This window comes from Streptomyces hokutonensis (genome assembly GCF_042751305.1).
GTDB classification, from domain to species: domain Bacteria; phylum Actinomycetota; class Actinomycetes; order Streptomycetales; family Streptomycetaceae; genus Streptomyces; species Streptomyces hokutonensis_A.
In genome coordinates this window covers 155,464-168,901 of the sequence record NZ_JBHYWD010000017.1, presented here as the reverse complement: position 1 = coordinate 168,901, position 13,438 = coordinate 155,464, and the positions used below count along the sequence as shown (strand labels likewise).

General features: G+C 68.6%; 6 protein-coding genes and 1 pseudogene. 3 read left to right on the top strand and 4 right to left on the bottom strand.

Going from position 1 to position 13,438, the window contains the following annotated elements; genetic code table 11:
• Nucleotides 1-97 precede the first annotated feature (97 nt).
• Nucleotides 98-5,377, bottom strand: a pseudogene (pulA, locus tag ACFXC1_RS35915) (pullulanase-type alpha-1,6-glucosidase); the annotation flags it as partial.
• A 192-nt stretch (nucleotides 5,378-5,569) separates the two neighbouring features.
• On the opposite strand from pulA, the gene ACFXC1_RS35910 reads away from it, so the two are divergent.
• Both ACFXC1_RS35910 and ACFXC1_RS35905 read left to right on the top strand, forming a co-directional pair.
• On the top strand, nucleotides 5,570-7,645 hold the full coding sequence (locus tag ACFXC1_RS35910; RefSeq protein ID WP_381250940.1) for a carbohydrate-binding module family 20 domain-containing protein: 2,076 nt from the start codon (nucleotides 5,570-5,572) through the stop codon (nucleotides 7,643-7,645).
• A gap of 137 nt (nucleotides 7,646-7,782) precedes the next feature.
• Nucleotides 7,783-8,385: a DUF4232 domain-containing protein gene (locus tag ACFXC1_RS35905; RefSeq protein WP_381250938.1), complete on the top strand. Its 603-nt coding sequence runs from the start codon at nucleotides 7,783-7,785 to the stop codon at nucleotides 8,383-8,385.
• Nucleotides 8,386-8,419: 34 nt separating this feature from the next.
• Here the strand turns inward: ACFXC1_RS35905 and ACFXC1_RS35900 are convergent, their stop codons facing one another.
• Nucleotides 8,420-9,202: an SDR family NAD(P)-dependent oxidoreductase gene (locus ACFXC1_RS35900; protein ID WP_381250936.1), complete on the bottom strand. Its 783-nt coding sequence runs from the start codon at nucleotides 9,200-9,202 to the stop codon at nucleotides 8,420-8,422.
• A gap of 87 nt (nucleotides 9,203-9,289) precedes the next feature.
• On the opposite strand from ACFXC1_RS35900, the gene ACFXC1_RS35895 reads away from it, so the two are divergent.
• Nucleotides 9,290-10,153: a helix-turn-helix transcriptional regulator gene (locus ACFXC1_RS35895; RefSeq protein ID WP_381250934.1), complete on the top strand. Its 864-nt coding sequence runs from the start codon at nucleotides 9,290-9,292 to the stop codon at nucleotides 10,151-10,153.
• Here the strand turns inward: ACFXC1_RS35895 and ACFXC1_RS35890 are convergent.
• Entirely contained in the window at nucleotides 10,129-11,505 is a 1,377-nt protein-coding gene (locus tag ACFXC1_RS35890) for an alpha-amylase (protein ID WP_381250932.1), read from the bottom strand. The genes ACFXC1_RS35895 and ACFXC1_RS35890 overlap by 25 nt on opposite strands.
• 137 nt (nucleotides 11,506-11,642) lie before the next feature.
• Complete coding sequence (locus ACFXC1_RS35885) at nucleotides 11,643-13,310, bottom strand: glycoside hydrolase family 13 protein (RefSeq protein ID WP_381250930.1); 1,668 nt, start codon at nucleotides 13,308-13,310, stop codon at nucleotides 11,643-11,645.
• Nucleotides 13,311-13,438: the final 128 nt, after the last annotated feature.

Below are 13,438 nucleotides of genomic sequence, written 5' to 3'. Positions count from 1 at the left end.
GGGGGCCCGACCCCCCGCCGGGGCGGCCCCCGGGGCCCGCCGCCCCGCCCCCCCCCCGGGGGCCCGCCCCCCCCGCCGCCCGGGGGCGCGGGGGCTAGCCGGTACCGGCCAGGGCGCCCACCGTCTGCTCCTGCCCGCTCGGCGTAGCGTTGAACACGACCACAAGATCACCGAGTTCCATGGTGATCACCCCGGGCGTCTCGTCCTTCCCGGACAGCGGGAACGACAGCTTCGCCTGCACCTGCCCGGCGGTGTCGAGCGAGAACACGCTCTCCGTCGTACGGATCTTCAGCAGATCCTGGTACGCGGCTGAGGCCCCCTCGATCTGCCCGCAGCCGACCTTCACCGACGTCAACAGGCCTTTCGCGTACGGCCACTTGGACGCGTTGTCGGCCGCCATCGGCAGCCCCCGCCCGAAGCCGTTGCCGTCCGCGCAGTTCCAGTGGATCGCGTTGAACCAGTCACCGCTGTCGAAGGAGTTGCGGTCCAGGGACTTGGAGCGCAGCAGATCGGTACCGGCCTGCGACAGCGAGGGACCCTGAGAGAGGGCCGCCGTGGCCATCGCGAGGACCTGCGCCCGGGCCCGGTCGGCGGCGCTCGTCCCGGCGGGCAGCTTGTACGTCAGCGCGTCGAACAGCGACTCGTTGTCGTGCGCGTCGACATAGGCGAGGGCGTCGCCGGGCGCGTCCGCGTATCCGGCGGCCGTGCCGTTGTAGTCGACCTCGGCGCCGGTGACGTCCTTCCCGTCGGTGTCGGTGAACCGGTACTTGGCGAGATTGCCGCTCAGGCCGACCTTGATGAGGTCCTGGTAGTGCAGGAGGCGGGCCTTCTGTTCGGCCGAAGTGCCGTTCGCTGTGGAGGAGTTGGGGTCGGTGTAGAGCCCGGAGGCGAAGCCCTGGACACCCGGGTCCGCGTCGAAGGGGCTGCCGCCGCGCACCGCGTCACGGGCACGGTCGGAGAAGGTGGCGATGCCCGTGCCGGCCATGTTCTTCTGCGTGGCCTGCACGAATCGGGCGTCGTCGGCGACCTCGCCGAAGTTCCAGCCCTCGCCGTACATGATGATCTTCTTGCCGTCGATACCGTCCTTCGCGGGCGTCAGCGCGTCCAACGCCCTGCGTACGGCAAGGATGTTGGCCTTCGGCTGGTGCCCCATGAGGTCGAAGCGGAAGCCGTCGACCTTGTACTCCTTGGCCCAGGTGACCACGGAGTCGACGACGAGTTTGCCCATCATGGCGTTCTCGGTGGCCGTGTTGGCACAGCAGGTGGAGGTGGCCACGCTGCCGTCGGCCAGCAGCCGCTGGTAGTAGCCGGGCACGATCTTGTCGAGCACCGAGTAGTCCGCCTGACCGCTGGCCGCCGTGTGGTTGTAGACCACGTCCATGACGACCCGCAGGCCGTCCTCGTTCAGCGACTTGACCATCTTCCGGAACTCGACGGTACGGCCGGTGCCGTCCGGATCGGTCGCGTACGAACCCTCCGGAACCGTGAAGTGGTAAGGGTCGTAACCCCAGTTGTAGGCGTCCTTCGCGGCGACGGCCGCCACGCACGCCTGCTGCTGCTCCGAGTCGGCCGCGTAGGAGGCGAGGTCGCAGCCGGTGGTCGACTGCTCGGACTTCTTCTCGGGGATGGTGGCGATGTCGAAGGCGGGCAGCAGATGCACGTACGACGTCCCGGACTTGGCCAGCTCGCGCAGATGCTTGGAGCCGTCGCTGTTCCTGTCGGTGAATGCGAGATACGTCCCCTGGTCCTTCACGGGGACCGTCTTGTCGGCGACGGAGAAGTCCCGGATGTGCAGCTCCTGGATCTCGGCGTCCTTCAGCGCCACCGCCTTCGGTTTCTTCAGGCTCGACCAGCCGCTCGGGGCAAGGGACTTGTCGTCGAGGTCGACGACGAGGCTGCGCTCGGAGTCGGCGGTGAGGGCGACCGAGTAGGGGTCGGTGACCTGGTTGGTGACGACCTTCCGGACGGTCGGCGCCCACACCTTCACGGAGTACCGGTACGACTTGTTCTTCCAGGAGGCCGGACCGGTGACGGACCAGACGCCGGTGGTGGCGTCACGGCTCATCTTCTTCAGTGACCCGTCGAGATCGAGGGAGACGTTCTGTGCCGTCGGCGCCCAAACGGCCAGCGTGGGACGGCCCTTACGGAAGGTCGGACCGAGGTCGGCGTTGGTCGCGGCGGCGTACACATCGTCGAGGACACCGGCGATCTGCACGCCGGTCGCGGCCAACACGGCGCCGTTGACAGCCCGTTGGGAGGCGACGAGCTGACCGGTGAGGGCCTCCTTGACGCGGTCGCGGTCACGGGTATCGACGGACCAGGCCGTGTAGTCCTTCAGGTAGGGGAACTTGGCCTTCTGCGCATCGGTGAGCGTGGTCTTCGACAGCCGCAGCCAGCGCTCGTCGTCGCTCGTCAGCGTGCCGCCCTGCACGGCGATCGAACCGTCGTGGGAGTACAGGAGTTGGGTGGAGGCGGCCGCGTCGGAGCCGTTCCAGGCGACCGTGTTCCGGTCGATCCAGACCGCCTTGGAGGTGGTCAGGTCGAGGGCCGCCGCGCTGCCGGCGGGCTGCGGCAGGAGGTACTTCTCCTGGCCGTTCAGCAGCCACACCTCGTACCCGTTGGACTTGAGGTCGAGCGACTGGTCGGCGGAGAGGTCCTTCTCGTCGCCCTTGTGGATGATGTAACTGAGGCTGGTGGCACCGGAGTTGAGCGGCACCTCGAAAACCGCGCCGTAGGCATCGGTCCTCACCGGCTGCAGCGGGCTCGACCAGTCGGTGGGGTTCGCGGCCCCCGTCCAGACGTGCAGGCCCCAGCCGGTGTAGTCGCCGTCCGCGCGGTGGTAGTGGATGACGGCCTTGGCGGTGTCCTGCGCCGGGTAGCCGGGCCGCTCGGTCTGTACGGCGTCCTTGCCCTGCTCGATCCAGACCTCGCCGGTCTTGGTGACATCGATCGAACGGTCGGCGGAGACATCCTTGTTGCCGTCCTTGTCGATCACCAGGAAGCCGACGTTCGTCGCGCCGGGCTTCAACTTGACATAGGCGAAGGCGCCGTAGGCATCCCGCCCGACGAACGGGTGACTGGCCGGCCAGGTGGTCGCCTCGCCGTCGGCCAGGTCACCCCAGGCGTACAGGCCCCAGTTGTCGTAGTCGCCGTCGGTGCGCTTGTAGTGGACGACCGCGTAGTCGCGGGAGGAGGCGGTGGGGACCTCTGCGGCGGGCGGGGTGCCGGAGGTGGAGGCGGCTGTCGCGTTCGCCGTGTGCCCTGCGGAATCGACCACAACTGCCTTGTACCGCAGGGCTGTTCCGGACGCCACGTCCTTGCCGATGGTCTGGGTGACCTTGTACGGGGCGTGGTCGGCGGAACCCAGCGTCTGCCACTTGCCGTTGCCGGTCTGGGCGGCGAAGACGACCCGGTTGAGCCGGCCGCCGTTGACGTCGGCGCTCAGCTCTACCGTGCCGGTGGCTCCGGCGTCCGGTGCCTTGAGGGTGATCGCCGGCTTGCTCACCGGCCGTGCGAGGGAACCGGCCGCCTTGAGGACGATCGCGGAACCGGCCGGGACGGTGACGGTGACCTTGTTGTCGGCGCCGCTCGTCGCGGTGGCCGAAGTCCCGTAGATCCCCCGGTACTTCATGTCCGGGGAACCGGTCGCGAAGGTCACCGTCTGCGCGGTGTCGGCGTTGTTGAGGGCGACGACGTACTCGGCGCTGCCGCCGGTCCGCGTGAAGGCGTAGACACCGGCGCCGTCGGCGGCGTAACGCTCGGTCTGCACACCGTCGGCCAGCGCCGGGTTGTCCTTGCGCAGCTTGGAGAGTGCGGCGATCTCCTTGTAGAGCGGGGCAGTTGGGTCGTAGGCGTCACTGGCGGCGGTCCGGTCGGTGCCGATCTCGTCGTCGTCCAGATAGTCGGCGACCTTCGAGGCGAACATCGTCTGGCGGGCGTCCTTGTCGCCGCCTGAGCCGGTGAAGCCCTGTTCGTCGCCGTAGTAGACGACGGGGTTGCCGCGGCTGAGGAACATCAGCTCGTTGGCCAGCTTGTCCTTGGCGAGCAACTCCGCGTCCGTGGCCTTCGGGTTGTCCTGGTCGAGGAAGTAGCCGATGCGGCCCATGTCGTGGTTGCCGAGGAAGGTGACCTGCTCGTACGCGTTCGCCTTGTCGGTCGTGTACTTGTAGTCGTCGCCGAAGACACTCGCGAGCTTCTGCGCGCTGCCGCCCTGGGAGGCGTAGCCGCGGGCCGCGTCCTGGAAGGGGAAGTCGAGCGTGGCATCCAGACGGCCCTGGGTGACGTAGGGCGAAGTGACGGACGTGTCGGCGGAGTAGACCTCGCCGAACATGAAGAAGTTCTTCCGGCCGTGCGCGGCGGCGTACTTGTCGAGGGCCGTCGCCCACTGGGTCCAGAAGTCCATGTCGACGTGTTTGACGGTGTCGATGCGGAAGCCGTCGACGCCGAAGTCCCGCACCCACTTCTCGTAGATCTTCTCCATGCCGCTGACGACCTCGGGCCGTTCGGTCCACAGGTCGTCGAGGCCGGAGAAGTCGCCGTAGGTGGCGTTCTCGCCCACGTAGGTCGAGTCGCCCCGATTGTGGTACATCGTCGGGTCGTTGAGCCAGGCCGGGACCTTCACGTCCGTCTTGCCGGCGGGGACGGTCGGGGTCTTCGGGAAGGAGGAGGTGGAGACGGCGGGGAAGGTCTTCGTGCCGTCCGCGTAGTCGGCGTCGTCGAAGGGCCGGCCGTCCTTGGTGAGGTAGGGGAAGGCGCCCTTGGAGAGGTAGTCGTAGGACTTGCCCTCGTAGTCGACGACGTCGGCGGTGTGGTTGGTGATGACGTCGAAGAAGACCTTCATGCCCTTGGCGTGGGCCTTGGAGATGAGGGTCGCGAGGTCCTTGTTGGTGCCGAAGTGCGGGTCGACCTTGGTGAAGTCCGTTATCCAGTAACCGTGATAGCCGGCGGAGGCGTCGCTCCCCGTCCCCTGCACGGGCTGGTTCTTGAAGATCGGCGCCATCCAAATGGCGGTCGTACCCAGGCCCTTGATGTAGTCGAGCCGATCGGTCAGGCCCTTGAGATCGCCGCCTTGGTAGAAGCCCTTGTCGGCGGGGTCGTAGCCGGTGCTGAGGCGTGAACCGGTCAGTCCTCCTTGGTCGTTGGAGGTGTCGCCGTTGGCGAAGCGGTCAGGCATCACGAAGTAGAACTGCTCGCGGGTGTCGTCGTGCCGGGCGGGCGTGGCCGCGAGCTTCGCGTCGGACGGGGGTGCGGGCGGGGTCGCGGCGTGGGCGGCGAGGGGCGGAACGAACGCGGCGAGGAGCGCGGCGACCACGATGCCCGTGGCCCTTCTCCGTAGCTCGGTACGGCGCGTGCGGGACGCCGGCCATCTCGGTGTCACAGGCGTGAACTCCTTGCGATTACGGCTCAGTTCGGGTCCGACCCCGGCGAGACCGTATCGCCGACGCAAGGGTTGCAGCAAGACATGTGAAAGTCACAGAAAGAACTTTCATCCGCAACCTTGACGTGCCCTTCTCAACTGGCCCACGCTCACCAGTTGTTGAACCCCGAATCCCCCCTTTCGGAGCCGCTCATGAGCAGATACCGAACACCGGGAACCATCAGGCGCGCGGCCGGTGCCATGGCCGCCGGGGCCCTCGCCCTGGCCGGTGTGGTCGCCCTCCCCGCCGCCACCGCCCACGCGGACACCTCCGCCAAGGGCGACGTCATCGCCAACCTCTGGGAATGGAACTGGGACTCCATCGCCTCGGAGTGCACGAACGTACTGGGCCCGGCCGGCTACGGCGCGGTCCAGGTGGCGCCGCCCGCCGAGTCGCTCAAGCAGACCAACTACTACTGGTGGGACGTCTACCAGCCGTACTCGTACAACCTGAACAGCCGTTTCGGTACGGCGGCCAAGTTCGCGAGCATGGTGAGCGCGTGCCACGCGGCGGGCGTCAAGGTCTACACGGACGCGGTGATCAACCACACCGCCGCGCAGACCGGCACCGGCTACAACGGGACCACGATCACCGGCAAGTACGACACCCCGGACTGGGACCCCGGCGACTACCACACCTCCGCGGACTGCCCCACCTCCGACCTGACCATCCAGGACTACTCGAACCTCACCCAGGTCCAGAACTGCGAACTCCTGGGCCTGCCCGACCTGAAGACCGGCTCGGACTCGGTCCGCGCGGGCATCGCGAACTTCCTCAACAAGCAACTCGCCCTCGGCGTCGACGGGTTCAGGGTCGACGCGGCCAAGCACATCCCCGAGACCGACCTGGCGGCGATCGAGGGCAAGCTGACGAACACGACGGCGGGTGCGGCGCCGTACGTCTTCCAGGAGATCTATCCGGGCTCGACCCCGCAGCCCAGCGACTACTACGCCTCCGGTGATGTCCTCGACTTCACCTACGCGAGCAGGATGAAGTCGGCCTTCCAGGGCAACGTGAGCGACCTGTCGTCCCTGGAGAGCAGCGGCATCCTGCCGGCCGCCAACTCGGTGTCCTTCGTGACGAATCACGACACCGAGCGCAACGGCCTGCACATGAGCTACAAGGACGGCGACACCTACAAGCTCGCCAACCTCTTCCAGCTCGCCTACAAGTGGTCCACCCCGACGGTGTACGCCAGCTGGGAGTGGACGCAGAGCGACCAGGCACCACCGAACTCGTCCGGGTTCGTCACCAACACGGACTGCTCCGGCGGCAGTTGGTACTGCCTCGACCGGGACACCGGGGTCGTCGGCATGGTCGCCTGGCACAACGCCGTCGACACGGCCGCCGTGTCCGACTGGCAGACCAAGTCGTCGAGCGTGATCGGCTTCGGTCGCAGCGGAGCGGGCTTCTTCGCGCTCAACAACGGCTCCTCGGCGGCGACCTACACCTTCACCACGGGCATGGCCGACGGCACGTACAAGAACGTCGTCGACGGCGGCGCGTCCACCGTCACCGTCTCGGGCGGCAGCGCGTCCCTCACCATCCCGGCGAAGAGCGCGATCGCCTTCTACAACTCCTCCTACACCTGCACGGTCGGCTGCGAGGGCACCGGCGGCGGCGGTTCGTCCGGCTCCACGGTGACCGCCACCTTCAACGAGTACGCGGCCACCACGTCCGGCACGAGCGTCTACGTCGTCGGCTCCATCGACGCGCTGGGCGGCTGGGACACGTCGAAGGCGGTCGCACTGTCGTCGTCCGGGTACCCGGTCTGGTCGGGGGCGGTGAGCGTGCCGACCAACACCTCCTTCGCCTTCAAGTACATCAAGAAGGACTCGTCCGGAAACGTCACATGGGAGTCGAACGCCAACAGGGCCGCCACGACGACCACTTCGGCGGTCTCGCTCAACAACTCCTGGAACGTGGCCGACGCCGACGCCACCGACGTGACCTTCAACGAGACGGCGACCACCACCCTCGGCACCAATGTCTACGTCGTCGGCTCGATCGCCTCGCTCGGCTCCTGGAACACGAGCGACGCGATCCCGCTGTCCTCGGCGTCGTACCCGACGTGGAGCAAGCTCGTCATCGTCCCCAGGAGCACGACCTTCGCGTACAAGTACATCAAGAAGGACAGCTCCGGGACCGTGACCTGGGAGTCCGGCACGAACCGCTCGTACACGACGGGCACCTCGTCCGGCTACACGGCGAGCGACACCTGGAAGTAGCTCTTTCTCGAACTCCCGCTCATTTCTCCGAACAAATCCGCGGTGGCGCGCATCGGACTCAGTGCACGACACCAAAGGAGGACGCGGGGCGCACACAGCGGCCCGCGTCGCGGAGCAGGAGTGGGAGCACGATCACCGTGAACGAGCAGCAGAACACCACCGCCCAGGCCGGCCCCAGCAAGCCCCGGCACCGCGCCGACCGCCGTTTCGGGCGTACGGTGATCGGTCTGGCCGCCGTCGCGGGGCTGGGGCTCGCGGCCTGGGCGGGCACCGCCAACGCCGCGACCACCACGAGCGCCGCGAGGGCGACGCCGACCTGCTCCGCCGGGGCGCTCAAGGCCGGCTTCGGCCAGCAGCTCGCCGGTGGCATGAACCACCAGGGTGTGGTCATCACGCTGCGCAACCTCAGCGGCAGGACCTGCGCGCTGCGCGGCTACCCCGGGCTCGGCCTGGAGAACTCCGCGCACCGGAGGCTCACGACCCACACCACCTGGGGCAACACCTGGTACGCGCACGACCCCGGGAAGAAGACCCTCACCCTCAAGGACGGCCAGAGCGCCGAAGCCGTCGTCGCCTGGACCCACGCCAACACGGGCACGTCGGGCGCGGTGCGCGCCTCCTTCCTGGAGATCACCCCGCCCGGCGCCACCCAGCACAAGACGCTGGCCTTCCCCCAGTGGGTCGACCACGGCGACCTGTCGGTCACCGCGCTGGCCAGGCACATCACCGTCACGCCCTGACCTCACGGCGGGGCGGGCCGCCGGTGGCGGCCTCTTATGCGCCCGCTCCCCCGTCCACCTGCAGGATCGCGCCCGACACGAAGGACGCCCGGTCGCTGAGGAGCCAGGCGGCGGCTTCGGCGATCTCCTCGGGGGCGGCCGTGCGGCCGAGCGGGGTCATGGTCTTCATGTGGTCGATGACGCCGGGGGTGACCGCGTCCCAGTCGCGGACCATCTCGGTGAGCGTGCCGCCGGGGGCGACGGCGTTGACGCGGATGCCCTCGGGGCCGTAGGTGACGGCGGCGGACTGGGTGAGGCTGTTGACGGCCCGCTTCAGGGCGCCGTAGACGGGCAGGACGGGGTTGGCCCGGAGGCTGCCGATGGAGGAGTTGTTGACGATGGCGCCGCCGGTGGCGGTGGCGCGGATGGCCTTGATCTCCGCGGTCATGGCCAGCCAGACGCCCTTGAGGTTCACGTTGGTGACCTGGTCGAAGTCCGGCTCGGGGAGTTCGTCCAGGGGGCCGGGGTGCTGGGCGATCGCGCCGTTGTTGAAGGCGATGTCGAGGCGGCCGTAGACCTGCACCGTGCGGTCGACGGCGGCGCGGACGCTCTCCGCGTCGGCCAGGTCGCAGACCACGTAGTCGGCGGTGCCGCCCGCCGCGCGGATCTCCTCGGTGACCGCCTTGAGCTGGTCCTCGGTGCGGGCCGCCAGCAGGATCCGGGCGCCCTCGCGGGCGAAGAGCCGGGCGGCGGCCGCGCCGATGCCGCGGCCGGCGCCGCTGATGAAGGCGACCTTGTCGGTGAGAAGGCCCTGGTAGGTCGTCACTGTGTTCGTCATGGCTTCGAGCCTGGTCCCGGCCCGGCGGCTCATCCAGGCACCGGTGGTACCTGGATGGGGCCCCGGCACCAGGCGCACACTGGTGGCGTGGACAAGCAAGAACTCGCAGCGTTCCTGCGAAGCCGGCGTGAGCGGATCTCCCCCGCCGAGGTGGGGCTGCCGCGCGGCCCGCGGCGCCGTACGCCCGGGCTGCGGCGTGAGGAGGTGGCGCAGCTGGCGTTCATCTCAACCGAGTACTACACGCGGCTGGAACAGGCCCGGGGGCCGCGTCCGTCGCGGGAGGTGCTGGGCGGTCTCGCGCGGGCGCTGCGGCTGTCGGACGCCGAGCGCGGGCATCTCCATCATCTCGCCGGGGCTCCGCCCGGACCGCCGCCCGGGCCCTCGCGCGAGGTGCGGCAGAGCCTCCTCGATCTGCTGCGCCGGCTGCCGCAGGCCGCGGCCTTCGTGACGTCCGCGACCTTCGAGGTACTGGCCTGGAACGACCTCGCCGCCGCCCTCATGGAGGACTTCTCCGCGCTGCCCCCGCGCGACCGCAACCTGGTGCGCCGCGCCTTCCTCACCCCGCGCCCGGAAAGCAGCAGGCTGTACGGGGTGTCGGACGTCGACGCCTTCGCCCGGCTCTCGGCACAGCGGCTGCGTGCCGTCGCCGCCCGCTATCCCGACTCGCCGGCGGTGACCGGTCTGGTGGCCGAACTCCTCGCCGGGAGCGAGGAGTTCCGCCGGCTGTGGGAGTCGCACGACGTGTCCGCCGAGCCCACCCTGACCAAGACCTTCCAGCACCCGGTGGTGGGCCCGGTCACCGTCAACTGCGACGCCCTCGACATCACCGACCGGGACCAGCAGGTCGTGATCTACACCGCCACCCCGGGCTCACCGTCGGAGGAGGCGCTGCGCCTGCTGGCCGTCATCGGGACGCAGCGGATGGATCAGCAGGACGTCTTGCCCGCGTAGATCGCCAGCGCCGTGTTGGAGCCCAGGGTGGCGGTGAACTGCCCGCTGGAGTTCACCGTCACCGAAGTGTTGTTCTGGACGTTGCAGTACGTGCCCGCGGCCAGCGAGGTCTGGTAGGTCCGGGTCAGGGAGTACGACTCGTGGTTGATCGCCACATAACCCCTGCTGCCGCGCCCGAAGCCGATCGCGTCGTTGCCGTCGTCCCACCAGTTGGTGAGGGACTGGCCGCTGGTGGCGTTGCGGAAGGCGACCATGGACTTGATCTCCGGCCAGGCGTGCTGGCACTTCCAGCCGTCCTGCCAACAGGCCGTCACCGCACCGTTGTTGGGCGGCCCGGCGTCCGCGTCCGACCACTCGTAACCGGAGTTGATGTCGGGGGCGCCGTAGGGGTAGGCGAGCATGAAGACGTTAGCGAGGGTGTAGTTGGCGCCGTCCTTGTAGTTCAGGGTCGAGCCGTTGCGCTCGGTGTCGTGGTTGTCGACGAAGACACCGGCGACCGAGCTGCTCATGTAGCCCCAGCCCTCGCCGTAGTTCTTCAGGTAGGCGAGGTTCTCGTTGTTGAAGACGCGCTTGAGGTCGTAGGCGTAGCGGAACTCCTGGACGTCCCCGTTGCCGGTGTACTCGGTGGGCTGGACGGCCTCGCCGCTGCCGTAGATGACCTCCTGCTTCCAGTACACGGAGGGGTTCGACAGCCGCGACTTGATGTTCGCGAGGTCCGTCGCCGGGATGTGCTTGGCCGCGTCGATGCGGAAGCCGTCGGCGCCGTAGCCGAGGAGGCTGTTCATGTAGCCGGCGATGGTGGCGCGGACGTACTCCTCGCCGGTGTCCAGGTCGGCCAGGCCGACCAGTTCGCAGTTCTGCACGTTGGCGCGGTTGGTGTAGTCGCTGACCAGGGACGTGCAGTCGTCCATGTCGTACGAGGAGTACAGACCCGGGTAGTTGTACTTCGTGTACGACGAACCGCCGGTGCCGGTGCCGCTGCCCGCCGACATGTGGTTGATGACGGTGTCGACGACGACCTTCACGCCCGCCGCGTGGCAGGTGCTGATCATGTTCTTGAAGGCCGTCGCGTCACCGAGCCGCCCGGCGATCTTGTAGCTCACCGGCTGGTACGACGTCCACCACTGCGAGCCCTGTATGTGCTCGGCGGGCGGGGAGACCTGGACGTAGCCGTAGCCGGCCGGGCCGAGGGTGTTGGTGCACTCCTTGGCGACGGAGGCGAAGTTCCACTCGAAGAGGACGGCGGTGACGTCTTTGCTACCGGGTGGGGAGGCGTGTGCGGTGCCGGGCACCAGGACCGCCGTGGCGGCGGCGAGAGCGAAGGCGCCTGCAAGTGATCTGCTGCTGGCCATGTGGGGGTTCCTTCTCCGTTGAAGGCTCTTGAATGTTCTTGCTGAAATCCCGTGGAAACCTTGCGGTGGCCAGATGTTAAAGGCCCGCCGCCCAAAAGGGCAGCGGGCCGTGTGAAGTTGCTGCAAGAACTTCTCTGCTACGGCGTGGTGGTCCACCAGACCGTCGTGTCGGCGGGCAGCTTCGCCTCACCGTCCGCCTCGGTCACCTCACCGCTGGCGAGCAGCAGCCGGCCGTACGCCGAGGTCGTCACCGACTCCCCGCTGGTGTTCGCGACACACACGAACTCCCCCCGCCGGAAGGCGAGTACGCCCTCGGGCGCCCGCAGCCACTCCACCGAGTCGCCCGCGCCGAGATCGGGCTGGGTTCGGCGGGCGGCGAGCGCGGCCCGGTACAGCTCCAGCGTGGAACCGGCCGTCCCCGTCTGCGCCTCGATGCTCAACTCGCCCCAGCCGTCCGGTTGCGGCAGCCAACTCCCGCCGTTCCCGAAGCCGTACGACGATCCGGTGCGCGTCCACGGGATCGGCACCCGGCACCCGTCGCGGAAGCCGTCCTGGCCCGCGCCCCTGAAGTAGGCGGGATCCTGGCGCACTTCGTCCGACAGGTCGACGACGTCGGGCAGGCCGAGTTCCTCGCCCTGGTAGATGTACGCCGAGCCGGGCAGCGCCAGCATCAGCAGCGTCGCCGCGCGGGCCCGGCGCAGGCCCAGTTCCCGGTCCCCGGCGGTGCGGATCTGGGTGCCGAGGCCGGGCGGGTTGGCGAAGCGGGTGGCGTGCCGGGTGACGTCGTGGTTGGAGAGGACCCAGGTGGCCGGGGCGCCGACCGGCCGCATGGCCTCCAGCGTCCGGTCGATCACCGTACGGAGTTCCCCGGCGTCCCAATCGGTCGCCAGGTACTGGAAGTTGAAGGCCTGGTGGAGTTCGTCCGGGCGGACGTAGTTGGCCGTCCGCTCCACGGTCGGGGTCCATGCCTCGGCGACGAAGATGCGCTCGCCCGCGTACTCGTCGAGGACCAGGCGCCACTGCCGGTAGATGTCGTGCACGCCGTCCTGGTCGAAGAACGGCATGACATCGTTGCCCAGCAGCTTGACTTGGTCGTGCGAGCCGAGATCCGGCAGCCCCTCCGCCTTCACCAGCCCATGGGCGACGTCGATCCGGAATCCGTCGACGCCGATGTCCAGCCAGAACCGCAGGACGGACCTGAACTCGTCGCCCACCGCCGGGTGTTCCCAGTTGAAGTCGGGCTGCTCGGGCGCGAAGAGGTGCAAGTACCACTCCCCGTCCGGGACTCGGGTCCAGGCCGGCCCGCCGAAGATGGACTCCCAGTCGTTGGGCGGGAGTTCGCCGTGCTCACCCTTGCCGGGCCGGAAGTGGTAGCGCTCGCGCAGCGGGGAGCCGGGGCCCTCGCGCAACGCCCGCTTGAACCACTCGTGCTGATCGGAGGAGTGATTGGGAACCAGGTCGACGATGACACGCAGACCGAGTCCATGAGCGTCACGGATCAGCGCGTCGGCGTCGAGCAGATTGCCGAACATCGGGTCCACGGCACGGTAGTCGGCGACGTCGTAGCCCGCGTCCGCCTGCGGCGAGGCGTAGAACGGGCTGAGCCAGACGGCGTCCACGCCGAGGTCACGCAGATACGGGAGTCGCGAGCGTACGCCCTCCAGGTCGCCCATGCCGTCACCGTTGCTGTCGGCGAAGCTGCGCGGATAGACCTGGTAGATCACCGCGTCCCGCCACCAGTCGCCGCGCTTGGCTTTGGCGGGGTTCTTCGGTGTCGGGGCGATGGCCGAGTGCTGCTGGGTCATGGCGTCCTTGGTACGTAACGGGGTTTTGGTCGTGGGGAGTTGATGACGAGGCGGCCGTAATGTCAGCGGGGTCGGATGGACGTTACGGCCGCCTCGAGTTTGTGTGCGGCTGAGTGGGGGCTGGTCGC